The organism is Cronobacter sp. EKM101R (assembly GCF_963888145.1).
Taxonomy (GTDB): Bacteria; Pseudomonadota; Gammaproteobacteria; order Enterobacterales; family Enterobacteriaceae; genus Cronobacter; species Cronobacter turicensis.
This window is the reverse complement of record NZ_CAWPHW010000033.1, coordinates 335,524-358,320: the sequence shown is the minus strand read 5'-3', so window position 1 is coordinate 358,320 and position 22,797 is coordinate 335,524. Positions and strand designations below refer to the sequence as shown.

The following is a 22,797-nucleotide window of genomic DNA, read 5'->3' as shown; positions in this document are numbered from 1 at the left end:
CCAGTCAATAGACTGGCATTTTTCAGAGCAAGGTCGGGCGATTATGCCTGGCCTTTGATCTCTTTACGACCGTTGTACGGTGCTTTTTCGCCCAGCGCTTCTTCGATACGAATCAGCTGGTTGTATTTAGCAACGCGGTCAGAGCGGCTCATGGAACCGGTTTTGATCTGGCCAGCCGCAGTACCTACCGCCAGGTCAGCGATGGTCGCGTCTTCAGTTTCGCCAGAACGGTGAGAGATGACAGCGGTGTAGCCAGCGTCTTTCGCCATTTTGATCGCAGCCAGAGTTTCGGTCAGAGAACCGATCTGGTTGAATTTGATCAGGATGGAGTTAGCGATGCCTTTCTCGATGCCTTCTTTCAGGATTTTGGTGTTGGTTACGAACAGGTCGTCGCCCACCAGCTGGATTTTGTCGCCCAGTACTTTGGTCTGGTATGCAAAACCGTCCCAGTCAGACTCGTCCAGACCATCTTCGATAGAAACGATCGGGTACTGTTTGGTCAGGTCTTCCAGGAAGTGAGTGAACTCTTCAGAGGTGAACGCTTTGTTGCCTTCGCCGGCCAGAACGTATTTACCGTCTTTGTAGAATTCAGACGCTGCGCAGTCCATCGCCAGGGTGATGTCTTTACCCAGTTCGTAACCCGCTGCTTTTACCGCTTCAGCGATAACAGCCAGCGCTTCGGCGTTAGAACCCAGGTTCGGCGCGTAGCCGCCTTCGTCACCTACCGCGGTGTTCATGCCTTTGCTTTTCAGCACTTTCGCCAGGTGATGGAAAACTTCAGAACCCATGCGGATAGCTTCTTTAACGCTGGTAGCGCCAACCGGCTGGATCATGAATTCCTGGATATCAACGTTGTTGTCAGCGTGCTCGCCGCCGTTGATGATGTTCATCATCGGAACCGGCATAGAGAATTTGCCCGGGGTGCCGTTCAGTTCAGCGATGTGCTCGTACAGCGGCATGCCTTTGGAAGCAGCAGCGGCTTTAGCAGCAGCCAGAGAAACGGCCAGAATGGCGTTTGCACCGAAGTTAGATTTGTTTTCAGTACCGTCCAGATCGATCATGATCTTGTCGATACCAGCCTGATCTTTAGCATCTTTGCCAACGATAGCCTGAGCGATCGGGCCGTTAACCGCGCCAACCGCTTTGGTTACGCCTTTGCCCAGGAAACGGGATTTGTCGCCATCGCGCAGTTCCAGCGCTTCGCGGGAACCAGTGGAAGCACCTGACGGGGCGGCAGCCATACCTACGAAACCGCCTTCCAGGTGAACTTCGGCTTCAACAGTCGGGTTACCACGGGAGTCGATGATTTCACGACCGATGACTTTAACGATTTTGGACATTAGATTTTCCTCAGTACAAGTTAAACTAAAACTCCAGACAAACAACGCGCGAAATAGTCGCGCGTTGCCGTTCTAACTCTGCTTACTTCGCCTGGCGTTTCTGGTACTCGCTGGCGGCTTTTACGAAGCCTGCAAACAGCGGATGCCCGTCGCGCGGTGTGGAAGTAAATTCCGGGTGGAACTGACAAGCGACAAACCACGGATGATTTGGCACTTCGATGATCTCGACCAACTGATCATCACCGGAACGGCCCGCAACGCGCAGGCCAGCTGCTTCAATCTGCTTCAACAACATGTTGTTGACTTCATAACGGTGGCGATGACGTTCCGTAATCACTGGCTCGCCGTACAGCTTGCGCACCAAGCTGTCGTCTGACAGCTGGCACTGCTGCGCGCCCAGACGCATCGTCCCGCCGAGATCGCTCTTCTCAGTACGCGTCTCAACATTACCGTTTTCATCACGCCATTCGGTGATGAGCGCCACGACCGGGTACTTACAGTCTGGCACAAATTCTGTGGAGTTGGCGTTCTCCATGCCCGCCACGTGGCGTGCATATTCAATCATCGCAACCTGCATACCGAGGCAGATGCCGAGGTAAGGAATGTTGTTTTCACGGGCGTAGCGCGCGGTGGCGATTTTGCCTTCCACGCCGCGATAGCCAAAGCCGCCAGGGATCAGGATCGCATCCAGACCTTTGAGCAGCTCTTCGCCGCGGGTTTCTACGTCCTGCGAATCGATAAGCTTGATATTGACAGTCACGCGGTTCTTCAGGCCGCCGTGTTTCAGCGCCTCGATAACCGATTTATAGGCGTCCGGCAGTTCAATGTACTTGCCGACCATGCCGATAGTAACTTCGCCCGCCGGATTCGCTTCTTCATAAATAACCTGTTCCCATTCAGACAGGTTAGCTTCCGGACAGTTCAGGCTGAATCGTTTACAAATATAATCGTCCAGCCCCTGCGATTTCAACAGGCCCGGAATTTTATAGATGGAATCGACATCTTTCAGAGAAATAACCGCTTTTTCAGGAACGTTACAGAATAAAGCGATTTTGGCGCGTTCGTTGGCCGGAACGGCGCGATCGGAACGGCAAATCAACACATCCGGCTGAATACCGATAGAAAGCAATTCTTTAACGGAGTGCTGGGTCGGTTTGGTTTTCACTTCACCGGCCGCCGCCATATACGGCACCAGCGTCAGGTGCATGAACATCGTGTGTTCGCGACCCACTTCAACCGCCATCTGACGAATGGCTTCAAGGAACGGCAGGGATTCGATATCGCCCACGGTGCCGCCGATTTCGACCAGCACGACGTCATGGCCTTCGCCGCCCGCCAGAATGCGTTCTTTGATAGCGTTGGTGATGTGCGGAATAACCTGAACGGTCGCGCCCAGGTAGTCGCCACGGCGCTCTTTGCGCAGAACTTCAGAGTAGATACGGCCTGTCGTGAAGTTGTTGCGGCGCGTCATGCGGGTGCGGATAAAACGCTCGTAGTGCCCCAGGTCCAGATCGGTTTCAGCGCCGTCTTCAGTAACGAACACTTCCCCGTGTTGGATTGGGCTCATGGTGCCCGGATCGACGTTGATATACGGATCCAGCTTCATGATAGTCACGTTGAGGCCACGGGCTTCAAGAATGGCTGCGAGGGAGGCTGCGGCAATGCCTTTACCCAGAGAGGAAACGACCCCGCCGGTCACAAAAATATAGTTCGTTGTCATGCTGAACCTGAGAAGTTAGGTTTAAAGACGATGGAATAACCAGGACGGGAAAGTAGTATACCCGAACAGGACGGGGGTCACAAACTTTCATTCTTCACGAACACCCCCTGGCCTCGCCAGACCCAAGCCGGTAGAAAATAGCCCTTTTCGCAGAAATGTTTTTGACGCAAATCAAGCGCTTGTTGGAAATAAATGTCCACAACACGCGCTTGATGCGGAAAACCGTTAACTTTCAACTTCCTGGCGTTTAACGGTTTGCCATGCCGCTTCCATTTGATCGAGGCTCGCCTGCTCCATTTCCAGGCCCTGCGCGCGAATAATCGCCTCGACCTGGCGGAACCGACGCTCAAACTTGCGGTTGGCTTTTTGCAGCGCGGTCTCGGCTTTCGCTCCCAGATGGCGGGAAAGATTGACGGTCGCGAACAGTAAATCGCCGATCTCTTCTTCCAGTTTCGCCTCGTCAATAACCGCCTGTTGCGCCTCGTGCATCACTTCGTCTATCTCTTCATGCACTTTATCGACCACCGGGCCAAGCGATGTCCAGTCAAAGCCAACCGCCGAACAGCGTTTCTGGATTTTCTGCGCGCGCATCAGCGCCGGCAGGCTTTCCGGAATATCGTCCAGCGCCGAATGCTGCGCTTTTTCCGCGCGCTCGGCGCTTTTGGTTTTCTCCCAGTTGGCCAGCACCTCGGCGCTGTTGCCGAAATCCGCGTCGCCAAAAATATGCGGGTGACGGCGCTCAAGCTTATCGCTGATGGCCGCGCAGATATCGTCGAAATTAAAACGCCCCTCTTCCTGCGCCATCTGAGCGTAAAACACCACCTGAAACAGCAGGTCGCCCAGCTCGCCGCGCAGATCGTCGAAATCTTCACGCGCAATCGCGTCGAGCACTTCATAGGTTTCTTCAAGCGTATACGGGGCGATGGTCGCGAAGGTTTGTTCTTTATCCCACGGGCAGCCGGTTTGCGGGTCACGCAGACGTTTCATAATGCCGAGCAGGCGGTCGATTTGAGTCATGGAAAATCCTTATAAAAACAGACGTGGCGAGAACCGCCACGCGCCTCACGCTGGAGGAGAAAATAAAGGCGGCGCGGCGTTACCGCACGGCGCCGCCGCGCGCGTCAGCCGCCGTGCAGGCGGCGCGCATCAATGACATCAGGCACCTGATTGAGTTTGCCGAGCACGCGGCCAAGCACCTGAAGGTTATAGATTTCGATTTCCATATCGATGGTCGCCAGTTGCTGGCGGGTCTCGCTGCGGCTGGTCACGCCAAGCACATTGACCTTTTCGTTAGCGAGGATCGTGGTGATATCGCGCAGCAAACCGCTGCGGTCATTGGCCGTCACGCGCACGACAAGCGAATAGCCCGCCGAGTAGCTTTCGCCCCATACCGCATCGACAATGCGTTCCGGCGCATGCGACTGCAGCTCCGCCAGTTGATCGCAGTCGGCGCGGTGGATAGAGATGCCGCGGCCCTGGGTAATAAAGCCGACGATGTCGTCGCCCGGGATTGGCTGGCAGCAGCGGGCGATATGGTGCATCAGATTACCGACGCCCTCGACCACCACGCGGCCATTATCACGCGTGCTGCGCCCCTGCGGCGTATAGGTTTTTTGCTGCAACTGGCGCAACGCCGCGGCGTCCTGCTCCTCTGCGCTGGGCTTGTTGAACTGCGCCTGAAGAAAATTCACCATCTGGTTAAGGCGAATATCGCCGCCGCCAATCGCCGCCAGCAGCTCGTCGACTTCATTGAAGTTGTAGCGCGGCAGCAGGTGTTTTTCGGCCTCTTTCAGGCTGATGCCAAGATGCGCCAGCTCGTCGTCGAGGATCTGGCGACCGGCGATAATGTTTTTATCGCGATCCTGCTTGCGGAACCAGGCGTGAATTTTGGCGCGCGCGCGGCTGGTGCCGACGTAGCCGAGGTTCGGGTTCAGCCAGTCGCGGCTCGGGTTCGGCTGTTTCTGAGTGATGATTTCAATCTGATCGCCCATTTGCAGTTGGTAGGTAAACGGCACGATCCTGCCGCCGATTTTCGCGCCGATGCAGCGATGCCCGACATCGCTGTGGATGTGGTAGGCGAAATCGAGCGGCGTGGAGCCTGCGGGCAGGTCGACGACATCGCCTTTCGGGGTAAACACATAGACGCGGTCGTCAAAGACCTGACTGCGCAGCTCGTCGAGCATCTCGCCGGAATCCGCCATCTCTTCCTGCCAGGCGATGAGTTTACGCAGCCAGGCGATACGGTCTTCATGGCCGTTGCGCACGCCGCTTGCCGCGCCCTCTTTGTACTTCCAGTGCGCCGCCACGCCGAGCTCAGACTCTTCATGCATCTGTTTGGTGCGGATCTGGATTTCAACGGTTTTACCACCGGGGCCAAGCACCACGGTATGAATAGACTGGTAACCGTTGGGTTTCGGGTTGGCAACGTAATCATCAAATTCATCGGGCAGATGGCGATAGTGCGTATGCACGATCCCGAGCGCGGCGTAGCAGTCCTGGAGGCGTTCCGCGACAATGCGCACGGCACGCACATCAAAAAGCTCGTCAAACGCCAGATGCTTTTTCTGCATCTTGCGCCAGATGCTGTAGATATGTTTCGGACGCCCGTAGACCTCCGCCTTCACGCCCTCTTCCTTCATGGCGGTGCGCAGGTGCGTTACAAATTCGTCGATATAATGCTCGCGATCGATGCGCCGCTCATGCAGCAGCTTCGCGATGCGTTTGTATTCGTCCGGATGCAGATAACGGAAGCAGAAATCCTCCAGCTCCCATTTGAGCTGGCCGATGCCAAGACGGTTTGCCAGCGGCGCATAGATATTGGTGCACTCTTTCGCCGCCAGGACGCGTTCATCCTCCGGCGCGTCTTTTACTTCACGCAGATGCGCGATGCGCTCCGCGAGTTTAATCACCACGCAGCGGAAATCATCGACCATCGCCAGCAGCATACGACGTACGTTATCGACCTGTTCGGAAGAGACAGAATCGTGATGCGTGGCCTTGAGCTGGCGAATAGCGGCCATATCGCGCACGCCGTGGATTAACCCGACGACGGATTTGCCGACGCTCTCTTTCAACACCTCTTCGCTCACCACGCCGCTGTCCACCAGCGGGAAGAGCAGCGCGGCGCGCAGCGTGTCGATGTCCATACTCAGCATGGTGAGGATTTCAACCATCTCCACGCCGCGCCAGAGCAGGAGTTCCGCCTGCGGGTGTCCCTGAGTCTGCTGCTCGCAATAGCGCCAGGTTTCGGTTAAGCGTTCACACGACGGCTGACTGGCGATGCCGAGGCTCGCCACCCATTTTTCATGGTCAAATTCGCCAGCTTTATTAAGATGTGCACTTCTTACCGCAACCATCGTCCTCTCCTTTCGGGACAGCCTGCCCGCACCGCGCGGCGGCCTGACTACTTAATCTCTTTCAAACAACGCCATCGATTCCAGATGGCTGGTGTGCGGGAACATATCCAGCATCGCCAGCCGTCCGGTGCGATAGCCCGCCGCGAGCAGCGCCTCACTGTCACGCATCAGCGTGGAAGGGTTACAGGAGACATAGACCACCCGACGCGGTTTTAATTTCACAATATGCTGCATCACGCCCGCCGCGCCAGCGCGCGCCGGATCGAGCAGCACTTTATCAAACCCCTGCTGCGCCCACGGCTGTCGGGTAACGTCTTCTTCCAGGTTATGCTGAAAGAAGGTGACATTTTTCAAGGCGTTAAGACTGGCATTATAGCCGCCTTTCTCAACCAGCGCCGCAACCCCTTCGACGCCCACCACGCTTTCCGCGCGCCGGGCCAGCGGCAACGTAAAGTTGCCCATGCCGCAGAACAGATCCAGCACGCGCTCGCCAGGCTGAATATCCAGCCATTCCAGCGCGCGGGCCACCATCTGCTGGTTTACGGCATCGTTGACCTGAATAAAATCGCGCGGGCTGAAGGTGAGCCTTAAGCCGTCGGACTCATACCAGGGCATCTCGCCGTTAAGGTCCTCAAGGGTATCGCTCTCTGGCGCAAGGTACAGCGCCACGCCTTCGGAATGCGAAAAGCATTCCAGTTTTTCGCGATCGGCGGGACTGAGCGGCTTGAGATGGCGCAACACCATCAGCGGACCGCTGGTGACGTCCACCAGTTCAACATGACCAAGATGACGCACGCCATCGAGGCTACTTAAGCACTCGCGAAGTTTCGGCAGTAACGCCTCAAGACGGGGCACAAGCACAGGGCAGCGATGCACATCCACCAGATCGTTTGAGCCCGCCTTGCGAAACCCCATCTGTAAGCCTGGTTTGCGCGGCGTGAAATTCAGGCTCAGACGCGCCCGGCGGCGGTAGCCCCACGCCGGGCCGCTGATGACCTCATCCACCTCGCGCTTCATCATCCGCCCCAGCGCCTGCGCTTTACTGCGCTGCTGTAACTCCACGCTGGCATGCTGTTGCTGGCAGCCGCCGCATACGCCAAAATGCGGGCACGGCGGCGTCACGCGCTCGGGGCTTTGTGAAAGCCGTTTTTTGACTTCACCGCGCGCGAACTGTTTTTTCTCTTCGCTGAGCACCACTTCCGCGTGCTCGCCTGGCAGTAAACCGGGAATAAACAGCGCTTTGCCGTGATGGCGCGCCACGCCCTGCCCAAAGGCATCGAGGCCGTCGGCCGCCACGGTTATGATTTCACGCGTCGTCACGCGTCGCTTTGCAGAGTAGAATTGCGCCATCGCCAGGAAATTTCTCACATAAACTGAATGTCGCTGATTGTCCCATAACGGAACCCCATGACCAACTACAGCCTGCGGGCGCGGATGATGATTCTTATCCTGGCGCCCACGTTTATTATCGGCCTGCTGCTCAGCGTTTTCTTCGTTGTGCACCGCTATCACGATTTGCAGCGCCAGCTGGAAGACGCCGGAGCCAGCATTATCGAGCCGCTGGCGGTTGCCAGCGAATATGGCATGAGCCTGCAAAATAAGGAGTCGGTGCGCCAGTTGGTCAGCGTACTGCATCGTCGGCATTCAGAAATTGTACGCGCCATTTCCGTTTACGATCGCGACAATAAACTGTTTGTCACCTCTAATTATCAGCTTGACCCGTCCGAACTTCAGCTCCCGAACGGCGCAGCGCTGCCGACCGGCCTTAGCGTCACGCGCCGCGACGATATGCTGATATTGCGAACGCCGGTGGTGTCAGAGCGCTATTCTCCTGATGAATCTGAAGTCTCTGACGCCAAGCTCAGCGCTAACCCGCTGGGCTATGTGGCGCTGGAGCTTGATCTGAAATCGGTACGGCTTCAGCAATATCAGGAGATCGCGATTTCACTGCTGATGATGCTGATTTGTATGGCCTGCGCGGTACTGTTCGCCTGGCGCCTGATGCGCGACGTCACCGCGCCTATCCGCAATATGGTTAATACCGTCGACCGCATCCGCCGCGGCCAGCTCGACAGCCGCGTGGAAGGCTTTATGCTGGGCGAGCTGGATATGCTGAAGAACGGCATCAACTCGATGGCGATGTCGCTTGCCGCCTACCACGAAGAGATGCAGCACAACATTGACCAGGCGACATCCGATCTGCGCGAAACGCTGGAACAGATGGAGATCCAGAATGTCGAACTGGATCTGGCGAAAAAACGCGCCCAGGAAGCGGCGCGCATTAAATCTGAGTTCCTCGCCAATATGTCTCACGAGCTGCGCACGCCGCTGAACGGCGTGATTGGCTTTACCCGCCTGACGCTGAAAACCGATCTGACCCCTACCCAGCGCGACCATCTCAATACGATCGAGCGCTCGGCGAATAATCTGCTTAGCATCATTAACGACGTACTCGATTTCTCGAAGCTTGAAGCCGGGAAACTGCTGCTGGAGAGCATTCCATTCCCGCTGCGCAGCACGCTGGATGAAGTGGTCACGCTGCTCGCGCACTCCGCGCATGACAAAGGGCTGGAGCTGACCATCAGCGTACGGCACGACGTGCCGGATAATGTCATTGGCGACCCGCTGCGCCTTCAGCAGGTGATCACCAATCTGGTCGGCAACGCCATTAAATTCACCGACCACGGCAATATCGACATCGTGGTTGAGAAGCGCGCCATCAGTAACAACAAGGTGCAGATTGAAGTGCAAATCCGCGATACCGGCATCGGCATCCCGGAGCGCGATCAGTCGCGTCTGTTCCAGGCGTTCCGCCAGGCCGACGCCAGTATTTCACGCCGTCACGGCGGCACCGGGCTTGGGCTGGTCATCACCCAGAAACTGGTGAACGAAATGGGCGGCGATATTTCGTTCCACAGTCAGCCGCATCGCGGCTCGACGTTCTGGTTCCATATCAGCCTCGACCTGAACCCTAACGCGCTGGTGGATCGCCACGCCACCGACATGCTCGCGGGGATGCGCCTGGCGTATGTCGAGAAAAACGAAGCGGCGGCGAAAAGCACGCGGGATCTGCTCGCCAATACGCCGCTCACGGTTGTCTATAGCCCGGATCTGGCAACGCTTCCGCAGGCGCATTACGATATCCTGCTCTTTGCCGCCCCGGTCACGGACCGCGAACCGCTGTCGATGCGCCACGATCAGCTGGCCCGCGCGGCGACGCTCACGGATTGTCTGATCCTCGCCCTGCCGTGCCACGCGCAGATCAACGCCGAGATGCTGAAAAAAGAGGGAGCCAGCGCCTGCCTCCTGAAACCGGTGACGGCCACGCGTTTAATGCCGCTGCTGCTGGAGCATTGTCGCCTTATTCATGCCCGCGAACTGCCAGACGGCGATCAGAGCAGGATGCCGATGACGGTGATGGCCGTGGATGATAATCCGGCCAACCTGAAGCTTATCGGCGCGCTGCTGGAGGATATGGTACAGCATGTGGTGTTGTGCGAGAGCGGGCACCAGGCGGTGGAGCGCGCCATGCTTCAGCCGTTCGATATTATTTTGATGGATATCCAGATGCCGGATATGGATGGCATTCACGCCTGCGAACTTATCCGCAAACTGCCGCAACAGCAGCATACGCCGATTATCGCGGTGACGGCCCACGCGATGTCAGGACAGAAAGAAAAACTGCTCAGCGCCGGGATGAACGATTATCTGGCCAAACCCATTGAAGAAGAGAAACTGCGCGCGCTGCTGCTGCGCTATCAGCCAGGCTACGCCGTGCCGGTTGTCGCAAGCGTTCCCGCTATCGCGGCGCCCGCCGTCAATCCGGACGCTACGCTCGACTGGAGCCTGGCGCTGCGCCAGGCCGCCAATAAGCCCGATCTGGCGCGCGACATGCTGCAAATGCTGCTGGCGTTTTTACCGGAAGTCCGCAACCGTGTGGAAGAACAGCTGGTCGGGGAAGAACCCGAAGGGCTGACCGATCTCATCCATAAACTGCACGGCAGCTGCGGCTACAGCGGCGTACCGCGCCTGAAAAATCTCTGCCAGTTGATTGAACATCAACTGCGCAGCGGCGTTCCCGCGAGTGAACTGGAGCCGGAACTGCTGGAATTACTCGATGAGATGGATAACGTCGCGCGCGAGGCGCATCGTATTTCCGGAATATAAATCACGTCGGCGCGCGTAACGCCGACGGCGTGGTTTACTTCAGTAGCGCGCTCCACGCCTCAACCCAGGGGCTGGAGAGCGTTTCCGGCTCCGGATATTCCGCAGCGTCAATGTATAACACCTCGCCGACGCGCTGTGCCGCATGTTCCTGCAATAGCGCGTCGAATTTCTTGCCGCCGCCGCAAAAATGGCTGTAGCTGCTGTCGCCCAGCGCAATCAGGCCGTAACGTCGCGTCGGCTGATGGCCATGCTGGTCTTTGATAGCCTGATAGAGCGGCATGATGCTGTCCGGCAAATCGCCCTGGCCGGTCGTGGAGGTGACGATAAGCGCGTACCCGTCGGCATAACGCTCCCAGTCGCTAAGATCGGCATCTTCATACACCGTCGCGTCATGCCCCTGTTTTTTCAGGATCGCCTGCGCTTCTTCCGCCACCAGCAGCGAATTCCCGTACATGGTGCCGACAAAAATCCCTACGCTCGCCATCGTTTACTCTCCTTATGGATTCAGACTGCCTTCATCCTGAGGGTTCGCTACGGGAAACTCAACCCCATCGGCTGCGGGGAGATATGACTGCCAGCCAAAATGCGCCAGCGCCTGGCGCCAGACGTCATCAAGACCCGCCCGAATGGTCAGCGGCGCGCCGGTGAACGGGTGAGTCAGCGTCAACTCGCTGGCGTGCAGCATTAACCGGTGACAGCCGAAATGCTCCGCCGCCGCGCGATTCTGGCGCAGATCGCCATGTTTTGAATCACCGATAATCGGGTGGCGCAAATGCGCCATGTGGCGACGCAACTGATGCTTGCGCCCGGTCTGCGGCAGCATCTCCACCAGGCTGTAGCGCACCGACTCGTAACGCCCGACCGCCACGGGCTGGGTGGTGGTCGCAAGGCCGCGATAGTGCGTTACCGCGGGCTGCGGTTCTTTATCCTGGCGGGAAAATTTATCGGCGATTTTATCAAGCTCTTCCACCAGTGGATAATCCAGCACAGCGCTGTCGGTGAGCCAGCCGCGCACTATCGCGTGGTAGCGCTTTTGGATTTGATGCTGTTCAAACTGCTGCGCTAAAAGCCTTCCCGCCTCGCTGGAAAGGCCCATCAGCAGCACGCCGGAGGTCGGTCTGTCGAGACGGTGAGCGGTAAAAACGTGCTGGCCTATCTGATCTCGAACCGTTTGCATGACGACGACTTTTTCGTCGCGATCGAGCCAGCTGCGGTGTACCAGCCAGCCGGACGGCTTATTGACCGCTACCAGCCATTCATCCTGATAGAGGATTTCGAGGCTCACGCGTCATCCCCTGCGAACAAGGCATCCAGCTCAACCAGCGTCACCAGCACGGCGTCGCGCGCCGGATGACTCGCCTCAAGCACAACTTCATAATACGGCGCGACGGCAAACGCCTGCGGCAGCGGCGCACCGGCGTCCAGCAGCGCGTGCAGACGCGGGATCAGCACCCATTGCAGCCACTCGTAAGGCTCAAGCGTGTCCATGCAAAAAGGCTGCGTGCTTTCAAACGCGGAGGAATCGGGAGCGGCGATTTGCCACTGTTGATGATGGCGCAACACCTGCTCGACGCGCTGCAGCTGCTGGCGAACCCGTTGATGGCGTTCCATAACAACCTCTGTGAATCAAAAAACCGGGCGCGCAGCATAGCATTTCCCGGCGACAGAAAAAAAAGCATAAAAAAAGGGAGCACTGTGATAACACAGTGCTCCCGGTTCGTTTCGCAGCAGTCCGGCTACTTTTCGGTGCTCCCTGCTCGTCCGTGACAACTTTTCCTGCGACCTTGCGGCCTTAAATCCGTTTACGCGTCCTGCCCACATCATCCTGATGTTATTGTTGCATCGTCCCGATGCATGTCCCTGGTCTTCCTGACCCACCGGTAATCCTGACCGGCTCACATTCTCCTTCCTGGAGGTGTCCCTCAGCGCTCCTGCGCCGTCCTTTCGCTTCATCCTGAAGCCTTCCCTGAATCGCCCTCCGGCGTGTCCTTTTTGAAGCGCCATCATCCTGATGTTCGCTTCAGCGCCACTCCGTGTCGGCAGAGATAGAATCTCGCATTACGCCGACACTTACAAGGCAGCTTACAGGTTCAGTTTAAGATAAGTTTCATTCGTAAGCGCAGCGCAATCGCAAAGGCCTTTGAAATATAAGCGTATTCATTTTTGACTAAGGTAAGAAAACCCTTACTTTGACGGCGATCTCTCACAGGGTTTGTGAGAGATCTCTTACACGGAGGCAAGCAAAAAAGGATTACACAAGGGGGGAGAGTTGGTTCAGAAACGCGCTGAGCGACGGCGCCAGCACGCGTCGATGGCGAGTACCGAGCGTCTCGCGTATGACCTCGCCGGTCAGGTTACACAGCGAGATAACATCCAGCTCACTATCAAGCGTAGCAATAAAAATCGTCGGCGACAGCTTGAGACGTTTTTGCGTTACCAGGTGGCCTATCAGGTTTTCCTGCACGCGGCGGAAATCGTCCTGGCTCCAGGCCTGTAGCAGCGTTAACGCCACATCCTCATGCTGCGCCGCCATATCACCAGCGTACTGGCTCGCGTAAAAAGCATGGGCGTCAGGCTGAATCACAATATCGAGCGCCTTCTCAACCGCGCCGAGAGAATCTTCGGGCATAAACGGCTGAGGCTGCCACTCTACCGCGTCAGGGTGGGTAGATACAATGCACGGGGAGGAAATACCGATATATTCTTCACTGACGGGCAGGCAGCCCCGCTGTTGCCGCCACGCTTCGCAATAGCGATCGCTGAATGCCGCCAGCGCCTGTTGTACTTCGTTTTGCACCAGATTCTCTCTTCAGGTCAGGTAAGATACACTGAACCCTGTATTGTACCTGCATTATCACGGTGACACATGACTTCTTATGAAAATCATCAGGCGCTTCACGGCCTGACGCTCGGCAAATCCACCGATTACCGCGACGTTTACGACGCTTCGCTGCTCCAGCCAGTTCCACGCAGCTTAAACCGCGATCCGCTGGGCCTGCGCGCCGATGCCCTGCCCTTTCACGGTGCGGATATCTGGACGATGTACGAGCTCTCCTGGCTTAACCGCAACGGCCTGCCGCAGGTGGCGATAGGTCAGGTGGAGATTAACGCCACCAGCGTCAACCTGGTGGAATCGAAAAGCTTCAAGCTCTATCTCAACAGCTTTAACCAGACGCGGTTTGACAGCCTTGACGCGGTGCGCGAGACGCTGGAGCGCGATTTACGCGCCTGCGCGCAGGGCGACGTTTCCGTGACGCTCCGCCGTCTTGAGGATGTCGAAGGCGAGCCGGTTGCGCGTTTGAATGGCGACTGCATTGATAATCAGGATATCGTTATCACCGATTATGAATTCGATGCCGCGCTGCTTTCCGGTGCCGCAGGCGAGGAGACGGTGGAAGAGACGCTGGTAAGCCACCTGCTGAAATCCAACTGCCTTATCACGCACCAGCCTGACTGGGGCTCAGTACAGATACGCTATCGCGGGCCGAAAATTTGCCGCGAAAAGCTGCTGCGCTATCTGGTCTCTTTCCGCCATCACAACGAATTTCACGAGCAGTGCGTGGAGCGCATCTTTAACGACATCACCCGTTTCTGCCAGCCGGAACAGCTCAGCGTTTACGCGCGCTACACCCGTCGCGGCGGGCTGGATATCAACCCGTGGCGCAGCAATGGCGACTTTATGCCAGCCACCGGACGTCTTGCGCGTCAGTAATTGCTAAACATCCCGCAAATCCGTCACAAGGGCGGTGCGGGATGGGTTGTTAAATGTCACATGGCGGGGCTATTGTAATCAGAGGGAGCGGCGTTTATCGCCCCGTAAGGAGCTTACTTGATTACACATATTAGCCCGCTGGGCTCGATGGATCTGCTGTCGCAGCTGGAAGTGGACATGCTTAAGCGCACCGCCAGCAGCGACCTGTATCAACTCTTTCGCAATTGTTCGCTTGCAGTTCTCAATTCCGGCAGTCAGACCGATAACAGCAAAACGCTGCTGTCGCGCTTTGAAAATTTCGATATTAACGTGCTGCGTCGCGAGCGCGGCGTAAAGCTTGAGCTGATTAATCCGCCGGAAGAGGCGTTTGTTGACGGGCAGATCATTCGCTCATTGCAGGCCAACCTGTTCGCCGTGTTGCGCGACATTCTGTTCGTGAACGGGCAAATCGACCACGCGGGGCGTTTTCAGCACCTCAATCTCACCGACTCCATTCATATCACCAACCTGGTGTTTTCCATCCTGCGCAACGCAAAAGCGCTGCACGTGGGCGAAGCGCCGAATATGGTGGTCTGCTGGGGCGGGCACTCGATTAACGAAACCGAATATCTCTATGCAAGACGCGTCGGCAACCAGCTGGGGCTGCGAGAGTTAAATATCTGCACCGGCTGCGGGCCTGGCGCGATGGAGGCGCCGATGAAAGGCGCGGCGGTCGGCCATGCCCAGCAGCGCTATAAAGAAGGGCGTTTTATCGGCATGACGGAGCCGTCCATCATCGCCGCTGAGCCGCCAAATCCGCTGGTGAATGAGCTGGTCATCATGCCGGATATCGAAAAACGCCTCGAGGCGTTTGTGCGTATCGCCCACGGGATCATTATCTTCCCGGGCGGCGTGGGTACGGCGGAAGAGCTGCTGTATCTGCTCGGTATCCTGATGAACCCGCACAATGCAGATCAGGTGTTGCCGCTTATCCTGACCGGCCCGAAAGAGAGCGCCGATTACTTCCGCGTGCTGGACGACTTTATCGTTAACACGCTCGGCGAGAAGGCCCGCCGCCATTATCGCGTCATCATCGACGATCCGGCGGAAGTGGCGCGCGAAATGAAAAAAGCGATGCCGCTGGTGAAAGAGTGCCGCCGCGAAACGGGCGATGCATACAGCTTTAACTGGGCTATTCGCATTTCGCCGGATCTGCAGGTGCCGTTCGAGCCGACCCACGAAAACATGGCTAACCTGAAGCTCTACCCCGATCAGCCGACGGAAATTCTGGCCGCCGACCTGCGCCGCGCCTTCTCCGGCATCGTTGCGGGTAACGTTAAAGAAGTGGGCATCCGCGCGATTGAGCAGTACGGACGCTATAAAATTCATGGCGATACGCAAATAATGAAGCGCATGGACGATCTCCTGCAAGGGTTCGTCGCCCAGCACCGTATGAAACTTCCGGGCTCCGCCTACATCCCCTGTTACGAAATCTGCACCTGAAATCAGGCGGCCAGCAGGCCGCCTTTTTTATTATCTGCTGCCTGTCCAAAACGTTTGCGCGCTAAAAAACACCGCGCATAATCCCGGAAATTTCTGCGAAAGAATCCGGGTGTGCTGTTTTACGCGTTTTTTACAGAAAAATAATAACCATTTTATTCCGCTCTATTTACCTCATCTGCCGTCAGTGTCAGGCTTTGCGCCCATTAATAGCGGGGTCACGCCCAAAGCCAGTGTTATGATCTAAAAAAAGCATAATAAAAAAGTGGATTATTGCATTTGGGATCGCGATCACTGATAGATTCAGTACGTGAATGTATCTTTCGCACCGCCAGAGATTTGGGGAAAAATTATAAAAAAATCCCGCTCTACAGGATTTCGTTTTACCGTTCGTCATAAATTTATTGAATGTCACTTTAAAGTTCGTTTTTGCTTCCTCCAGGAGATACACAGATGGAAACGACTCAAACCGTCAATATTGCTACCGCCGCGAAAAGCAGTGCGTGGCGAAAAACTGATACCATGTGGATGCTTGGCCTGTACGGCACCGCGATTGGCGCAGGGGTACTTTTCCTGCCGATCAACGCCGGTGTGGGCGGCCTGATCCCCCTGATTATCATGGCAATCCTTGCATTCCCGATGACCTTCTTCGCCCACCGCGCGCTGACTCGCTTCGTGCTGTCCGGTAAAAACCCGGGCGAAGACATCACCGAAGTCGTTGAAGAACATTTTGGTGTTGGCGCAGGTAAAGTGATTACCCTGCTCTACTTCTTCGCGATTTACCCTATTCTGCTGATGTACAGCGTAGCGATCACTAACACGGTCGACAGCTTTATTACGCACCAGCTGGGGCTGGCGTCTCCGCCGCGCGCGATTCTGTCGCTGATTCTTATCATCGGTATGATGACCATCGTGCGCTTCGGCGAGCAGATGATCGTTAAAGCGATGAGCGTACTGGTTTTCCCGTTCGTTGCCGTACTGATGCTGATGGCCTGCTTCCTGATCCCGAACTGGAGCGGCGCCGCGCTGGAAACCCTGTCTTTCAGCCATGCCTCAACCGGTAATGGCCTGCTGATGACCCTGTGGCTGGCGATCCCGGTGATGGTGTTCTCCTTTAACCACTCGCCGATCATCTCCGCCTTCGCCGTGGCGAAACGTGAAGAGTACGGCGCTGAAGCGGAGAAAAAATGCTCCCGCATTCTGGCGTATGCGCACATCATGATGGTTGTTACCGTGATGTTCTTCGTATTCAGCTGTGTACTGAGCCTCTCCCCAGAAAACCTGGCGGAAGCGAAAGCACAGAACATCACTATCCTTTCTTACCTGGCTAACCACTTCAACGTGCCGGTTATCGCCTGGGTAGGTCCGGTTATCGCTATCATCGCCATCACCAAATCGTTCCTGGGCCACTACCTGGGCGCGCGTGAAGGCTTCAACGGCATGGTGATTAAATCGCTGCGCAGCCGTGGCAAAACCATCGAAGTGAACAAACTGAACCGCATCACCGCGCTGTTCATGCTGATCACTACCTGGATTGTAGCGACGCTGAACCCGAGCATCCTCGGCATGATCGAAACGCTGGGTGGCCCGATTATCGCGATGATCCTGTTCCTGATGCCGATGTATGCGATTGCGCGAGTCCCGGCAATGCGTAAATACAGCGGTCACATCAGCAACGTTTTTGTGACCATCATGGGTCTTATCGCTATCTCCGCGATTTTCTACTCACTCTTCAGCTAATCCTTTGTCCGCGCCGCCGCCCGGCGGCGTGAGCCCTTCCCAGTTATTTATTCGATGGAATGCATCATGATCAGCGTTTTTGATATTTTCAAAATCGGTATTGGTCCTTCCAGTTCCCATACCGTAGGGCCGATGAAAGCGGGCAAACAGTTTACCGACGACCTTATCGCGCAGAACCTGCTGCATAAGACGACGAAAGTCGTGGTGGACGTGTACGGCTCCCTGTCGCTGACCGGCAAAGGCCACCATACCGATATCGCCATTATTATGGGTCTCGCGGGCAACCTGCCTGACACCGTAGATATCGACGCCATTCCCGGTTTTATTCAGGACGTGAATACCCACAGCCGCCTGATGCTGGCCAGTGGCGCGCACGAAGTGGCGTTCCCGGTGGATCAATGCATGAATTTCCATGCCGATAACCTGGCGCTGCACGAAAACGGTATGCGTATCACCGCGCTTGCGGGCGATGACGTCATCTACAGCCAGACGTATTACTCTATCGGCGGCGGTTTTATCGTCGACGAAGCGCACTTCGGCCAGACACAATCGTCCGCGATTGAAGTGCCATACCCGTATAAAACCGCAGCGGATCTTCAGCGCCACTGCCGGGAAACCGGCCTGTCGCTGTCCGGCCTGATGATGAAAAACGAGCTGGCGCTGCACAGCAAAGAAGAGCTCGAAGCGCATTTTTCGCAGGTGTGGGGCGTTATGCGCGCTGGCATTGAGCGCGGCACCACTACCGAGGGTGTTCTGCCCGGCAAGCTGCGCGTTCCGCGTCGCGCCGCCGCGCTGCGTCGAATGCTTGTCAGCCACGACAAGAACGACGCCGATCCGATGAACGTTGTGGACTGGATCAACATGTTCGCGCTGGCGGTTAACGAAGAGAACGCCGCGGGCGGCCGCGTTGTCACCGCGCCGACCAACGGCGCCTGCGGCATCGTTCCGGCTGTGCTGGCGTACTACGACAAATTCATTCGCGAAGTAAACGCTAACTCACTGGCGCGCTACCTGCTGGTGGCAAGCGCGGTCGGTTCGCTCTATAAGATGAACGCCTCTATCTCCGGCGCCGAAGTCGGCTGCCAGGGCGAGGTGGGCGTCGCCTGTTCCATGGCGGCGGCAGGCCTTGCGGAACTGCTCGGCGGCAGCCCGGCGCAAGTCTGTATCGCGGCGGAAATCGGCATGGAGCACAACCTTGGGCTGACCTGCGATCCGGTGGCAGGCCAGGTGCAGGTGCCGTGTATCGAGCGTAACGCTATCGCCTCGGTAAAAGCCGTCAACGCCGCGCGTATGGCGCTGCGTCGCACCAGCGAGCCGCGCGTCTGCCTCGATAAAGTCATCGAAACCATGTTTGAAACCGGCAAAGACATGAACGCCCGCTACCGTGAAACGTCACGCGGCGGACTGGCGGTCAAAGTCGTCGCCTGCGATTAATCCCGTCCCGCACCGCCCTGTCCGCAGGGCGGTTTTTTGCGCGTTATCTTCCTGAATCCGCACCGCTTTATGGTGGGCGCTCGTCGAAAATGTTACGGTAACGGCCTGTTATTTTCGTAAGGGATGCCGCCATGCCCGTTCATTTGCTGATTGTCGATGCACTTAACCTGATCCGCCGGATACACGCGGTGCAGGGTACGCCGTGCGTGGACACCTGCCTGCATGCGCTGGAGCAACTGCTTGGCAACAGCCAGCCGACGCACGCCGTCGCGGTGTTTGACGACGAAGCCCGCGCGCAGGGCTGGCGCCATCAGTTGCTGCCCGATTACAAAGCCGGACGCCCGCCGATGCCAGACGATCTGCATCAGGAGATGCCTGCGCTACGCGAGGCGTTTACCCGTCGCGGCGTTCCCTGCTGGCATGTCGAAGGCAACGAGGCCGACGATCTCGCCGCCACGCTCGCGGTGAAAGTCGCGGCCGCAGGCCATGAGGCGACGATTGTGTCGACCGATAAAGGCTATTGTCAGCTCTTGCGTCCGGAAATCCGCATCCGCGATTATTTCCAGAAACGCTGGCTGGACGCCCCGTTTATTGAGAACGAGTTTGGCGTGGCGCCAGGCCAGCTGGCGGATTTCTGGGGGCTTGCCGGCATCAGCAGTTCGAAAATACCCGGCGTCGCGGGCATTGGGCCGAAAAGCGCCACGCAGTTGATTAACGATTTTGGTACGCTGGAGGCGCTCTACGCGCGGCTTGATGAGGTGCCGGAGAAGTGGCGTAAAAAGCTGGAAGCGCACCGCGAGAGCGCCTTTATTTGCCGCGATGTGGCGACGCTGAAAACCGATTTACAGCTCGACGGGAATTTGCAGCAGCTCAGGCTGTAGGGGTGATTGCGGGGCGGTCGATGCCTTAATGAAAAAGGCGGGTGCGCTTACGCTTACCCGCCCTACATGAATTATTTAACCGTATATCCCGTAGGGCGGGTAAGCGTAAGCGCACCCGCCATAAAATACTTATTCAACCGTATATTCCACAGGGCGGGTAAGCGTAAGCGCAACCCGCCATACAATACTTATTCAACCGTATATTCCGTAGGGCGGGTAAGCGTGAGCGCACCCGCCATACAATACCTATTCAACCGCATATCCCGTAGGGGGGTAAGCGTGAGCGCACCCGCCACTTACCCATGCGCCACGCAACGCGCTTATCGCTCGTCGCGACGCCCGCCGACGGCCGCCCACCAGCGGCGCACGTGAACGGTCACCTCTTCACGGTCGTGATACAGCTGACGCGCCTGGATCTGCGCGTTAATACCGTGCTCGTCCAGCTGCGCCTGAATTGAGGCGATATTCTGCGACACCTCTTCATAACGCTTTTTCATCGGCAGCTTGAGGTTGAAAATGGTTTCGCGGCACCAGCCGTTCACCAGCCACTGCGCCATCAGCGCCGCGACTTTGGCCGGTTTTTCCACCATGTCGCATACCATCCAGGTGATATTGGTGCGGGTCGGGCGATATTTAAACCCATCCTCACGCAGCCATGTCACCTGCCCGGTATCCATCAGGCTCTGGGCCATCGGGCCGTTATCCACGGACGAGACCCACATGTTGCGTTTGACCAGCTGATACGTCCAGCCGCCAGGACAGGCACCCAGATCCACCGCATACATGCCGTTCGCCAGACGCTCATCCCACTCATCCGCCGGAATAAACACATGGAACGCCTCTTCCAGTTTCAGCGTCGAACGGCTTGGCGCGTCAGACGGGAACTTCAGGCGCGGAATGCCCATATAAAACGGCGAGTTGTTAGTGGTATAGGAATATCCGGTGTAGCAGCAGCCCGGCGCGATGAAAAACACATGCACCACCGGACGTTTCGGCGTTTCGAAATTCGCCAGCACTTTCGCTTCGCGCAGCGCGGCGCGCAGCGGCACGGTGAATTTGCGGCAGAACTTCATCAGCTCTTTGCTTTCGTTGGTGTCCGCCACCTCAACGCGCAGCTCGCCGCCCTTCTCTACCACGCCCTGCAACATCCCGACGACCGGCGTCACGCGATCCTCCGGCGGCAGATCCTGCAACAGTTCGCCTGCGACAAACATCTGGCGGGCGAAAATCAGCGAGCTGAACGGCAGTTCACGGGCAAGCTTATCGGCCTCTTCCGGCTGATAGCATTCAAAAATCACGTAGGCGCTGTTTTCTTTAACGCGGGCGAAACCAAAAACGCCTTGCTGCGCGGCTTTGTCGGTTATCTCTGCCGCACACTCTTTCTCGAAACCCTGACGGCAGTACAAAATGACCTTATTCATGAACCGAACCTTTACGCTTCAGACGCACCGCGCCAATTAACATTAATATCCAACCGGCCAGAAAACTTACGCCGCCGACCGGCGTAACGAAGGCCCATAAATGCAGATGAGAAAGCGCCAGACAATAGAGGCTGCCGCTGAAAAGCACCGTGCCGAGCGCCAGGAAAACGCTGCTCCAGTAAAACCAGATGCTGATGCGACGCTGCATCGCGACCGCCAGCCCTAAAATCGCCAGCGTATGAAACGCCTGATATTCAAGGCCGGTCTGGATCCAGCCCATCTCCGCAACGCCGAGCGTTTTACGTAATACGTGTGCGCCAAAGGCGCCCAGCGCCACAAAAACAAAGCCACTGATTGAGGCGAAAATCAGCATAAAACGGCTGGTCATGATGTAACCCTACAGTAAGGCGCGACACATTCGCGCGAATCATCGTTATTGATCATAGCGAAAACGGAATTTTTCTTGCTCGCTCGCCGCCTTCGCCAGTATCCATTGCCGAAAGGCCGCTATTTTACCCAGTTCTGCCTGGCTGTCATGACAAACGAGGTAAAAAGCATTTTTACTCACCAGCACATCGTTGAACGGGCAGACCAGGCGGCCGGCTTCAATTTCCGACTGCGCCATTACGTTGTTAGCCAGCGCCACGCCCTGGCCGTGAATGGCGGCCTGCAACACCATCGCGCTGTGGCTGAAAATCGGCCCCTGCTGGACATTAATATGATTGAGACCGAGCTGGCGCGTATAAGTTTGCCAGTCGCGGCGCGACGCGTCATGCAGAAGCGTGTGGCGGGCTAAATCCTCCGGCGCCTTTAAGGGCTTGTCGCCCGTGAGCAACAGCGGCGAACAAACCGGCAGCAGATATTCGGCATAGAGTTTTTCCACCCGCAGCCCCGGCCAGTTGCCGCGACCGTAAAAAATCGCCACGTCGACGTCGTCGGCAAGCTTATCTTCCTGCCTGTCGACGGCCTGGATACGCACGTCGATACCCGGCCAGCTACTGTTAAAACTGGAGAGCCGCGGCACCAGCCAGTGGATAGCGAAACTCGGCAGCAGGCTGACCGTTAACGCGCCTTTCGCGCTGCGCGCCTGGAGTTTGCGCGTCGCTTCCGTTAACTGAGAAAAAATCTCTTTTATGTCCTGGAAATAGCTCTGCCCTTCTTCGGTTAAAAGAAGAGAACGGTTGCGTCGGCGGAATAACTTCAGCCCGAGGAAATCTTCTAACGATTTTATCTGATGGCTGACGGCAGCCTGGGTGACAAAGAGCTCTTCGGCAGCTTTTGTGAAGCTTAAATGGCGCGCGGCGGCATCAAAAACACGTAATGCGTTTAACGGCGGTAATCGCTTGGACATGATGTTTGGCTTATGTGTAAATGCGTATTAACAAACGAGAAACAAGTCGTCACCCATTAGTTTTTTTTATCTGAGCCATTATAATTTGTCCGTTGAGGTTACACCAGCAAATACCTATAGTGGCGGCACTTCCTGAGCCGGAACGAAAAGTCTTTAGGAATGAGAGTTCTGGAGGGCTTTTGGCTTACGGTTGTGA

18 protein-coding genes are annotated in these 22,797 nt (G+C 56.7%); 6 read left to right on the top strand and 12 right to left on the bottom strand.

Features of this window, described 5'->3' with window-relative positions; translation table 11 throughout:
- Positions 1-41: 41 nt before the first annotated feature.
- The 5 genes from eno to rlmD form a co-directional block, all read right to left on the bottom strand.
- Positions 42-1,340: a phosphopyruvate hydratase gene (gene eno, locus AACV31_RS16875; protein ID WP_007763684.1), complete on the bottom strand. Its 1,299-nt coding sequence runs from the start codon at positions 1,338-1,340 to the stop codon at positions 42-44.
- 82 nt (positions 1,341-1,422) lie between these two features.
- Positions 1,423-3,060: a glutamine hydrolyzing CTP synthase gene (gene pyrG / locus AACV31_RS16870; protein ID WP_015742303.1), complete on the bottom strand. Its 1,638-nt coding sequence runs from the start codon at positions 3,058-3,060 to the stop codon at positions 1,423-1,425.
- Positions 3,061-3,285: 225 nt separating this feature from the next.
- Positions 3,286-4,077, bottom strand: a complete 792-nt coding sequence (gene mazG, locus AACV31_RS16865; protein ID WP_165156741.1) for a nucleoside triphosphate pyrophosphohydrolase — start codon at positions 4,075-4,077, stop codon at positions 3,286-3,288.
- A 104-nt stretch (positions 4,078-4,181) separates the two neighbouring features.
- Positions 4,182-6,416, bottom strand: a complete 2,235-nt coding sequence (relA, locus tag AACV31_RS16860) for a GTP diphosphokinase (protein ID WP_075197919.1) — start codon at positions 6,414-6,416, stop codon at positions 4,182-4,184.
- Positions 6,417-6,467: 51 nt separating this feature from the next.
- Positions 6,468-7,766, bottom strand: coding sequence for a 23S rRNA (uracil(1939)-C(5))-methyltransferase RlmD (gene rlmD, locus AACV31_RS16855; protein ID WP_165156753.1), 1,299 nt, complete (start codon positions 7,764-7,766; stop codon positions 6,468-6,470).
- Between the two features lie 57 nt (positions 7,767-7,823).
- Between rlmD and barA the strand changes: the two genes are divergently transcribed.
- A complete protein-coding gene (gene barA / locus AACV31_RS16850; protein ID WP_075197921.1) occupies positions 7,824-10,583 on the top strand; it encodes a two-component sensor histidine kinase BarA in 2,760 nt (919 codons plus the stop codon).
- 34 nt (positions 10,584-10,617) lie between these two features.
- On the opposite strand, the gene AACV31_RS16845 is transcribed toward barA, so the two are convergent.
- From AACV31_RS16845 to syd, 4 genes are all read right to left on the bottom strand, one after another.
- A complete protein-coding gene (locus tag AACV31_RS16845) occupies positions 10,618-11,067 on the bottom strand; it encodes a flavodoxin (protein WP_075197922.1) in 450 nt (149 codons plus the stop codon).
- A 12-nt stretch (positions 11,068-11,079) separates the two neighbouring features.
- Positions 11,080-11,868, bottom strand: coding sequence for a tRNA pseudouridine(65) synthase TruC (gene truC / locus AACV31_RS16840; protein WP_007763710.1), 789 nt, complete (start codon positions 11,866-11,868; stop codon positions 11,080-11,082).
- Positions 11,865-12,194, bottom strand: a complete 330-nt coding sequence (locus AACV31_RS16835; RefSeq protein WP_165156755.1) for a YqcC family protein — start codon at positions 12,192-12,194, stop codon at positions 11,865-11,867. Before AACV31_RS16835 ends, truC begins: the two co-directional genes overlap by 4 nt.
- A gap of 640 nt (positions 12,195-12,834) precedes the next feature.
- A complete protein-coding gene (gene syd / locus AACV31_RS16830) occupies positions 12,835-13,380 on the bottom strand; it encodes a SecY-interacting protein (protein WP_165156757.1) in 546 nt (181 codons plus the stop codon).
- 69 nt (positions 13,381-13,449) lie between these two features.
- Between syd and queF the strand changes: the two genes are divergently transcribed.
- The 5 genes from queF to xni all read left to right on the top strand — a co-directional run bounded on the left by queF (position 13,450) and on the right by xni (position 19,829).
- Complete coding sequence (queF, locus tag AACV31_RS16825; protein ID WP_075197925.1) at positions 13,450-14,295, top strand: NADPH-dependent 7-cyano-7-deazaguanine reductase QueF; 846 nt, start codon at positions 13,450-13,452, stop codon at positions 14,293-14,295.
- Positions 14,296-14,412: 117 nt separating this feature from the next.
- The gene (gene ppnN, locus AACV31_RS16820; RefSeq protein WP_007763719.1) at positions 14,413-15,777 is read left to right on the top strand and encodes a nucleotide 5'-monophosphate nucleosidase PpnN; all 1,365 of its coding nucleotides are present in this window, start codon (positions 14,413-14,415) and stop codon (positions 15,775-15,777) included.
- A gap of 450 nt (positions 15,778-16,227) precedes the next feature.
- Positions 16,228-17,514: an HAAAP family serine/threonine permease gene (locus tag AACV31_RS16815; protein ID WP_075197926.1), complete on the top strand. Its 1,287-nt coding sequence runs from the start codon at positions 16,228-16,230 to the stop codon at positions 17,512-17,514.
- A 66-nt stretch (positions 17,515-17,580) separates the two neighbouring features.
- Entirely contained in the window at positions 17,581-18,948 is a 1,368-nt protein-coding gene (locus AACV31_RS16810) for an L-serine ammonia-lyase (protein WP_165156759.1), read from the top strand.
- 131 nt (positions 18,949-19,079) lie between these two features.
- On the top strand, positions 19,080-19,829 hold the full coding sequence (gene xni, locus AACV31_RS16805; protein ID WP_165156761.1) for a flap endonuclease Xni: 750 nt from the start codon (positions 19,080-19,082) through the stop codon (positions 19,827-19,829).
- Positions 19,830-20,149: 320 nt separating this feature from the next.
- Here the strand turns inward: xni and rlmM are convergent, their stop codons facing one another.
- Genes rlmM through gcvA form a run of 3 tightly spaced genes read right to left on the bottom strand, consistent with a single transcriptional unit; the run spans position 20,150 to position 22,601 of the window.
- Positions 20,150-21,250: a 23S rRNA (cytidine(2498)-2'-O)-methyltransferase RlmM gene (rlmM, locus tag AACV31_RS16800; RefSeq protein WP_165156763.1), complete on the bottom strand. Its 1,101-nt coding sequence runs from the start codon at positions 21,248-21,250 to the stop codon at positions 20,150-20,152.
- Entirely contained in the window at positions 21,243-21,638 is a 396-nt protein-coding gene (locus AACV31_RS16795; protein WP_007701398.1) for a DUF423 domain-containing protein, read from the bottom strand. Before AACV31_RS16795 ends, rlmM begins: the two co-directional genes overlap by 8 nt.
- A gap of 45 nt (positions 21,639-21,683) precedes the next feature.
- Positions 21,684-22,601, bottom strand: coding sequence for a glycine cleavage system transcriptional regulator GcvA (gcvA, locus tag AACV31_RS16790; protein ID WP_007763727.1), 918 nt, complete (start codon positions 22,599-22,601; stop codon positions 21,684-21,686).
- Positions 22,602-22,797: the final 196 nt, after the last annotated feature.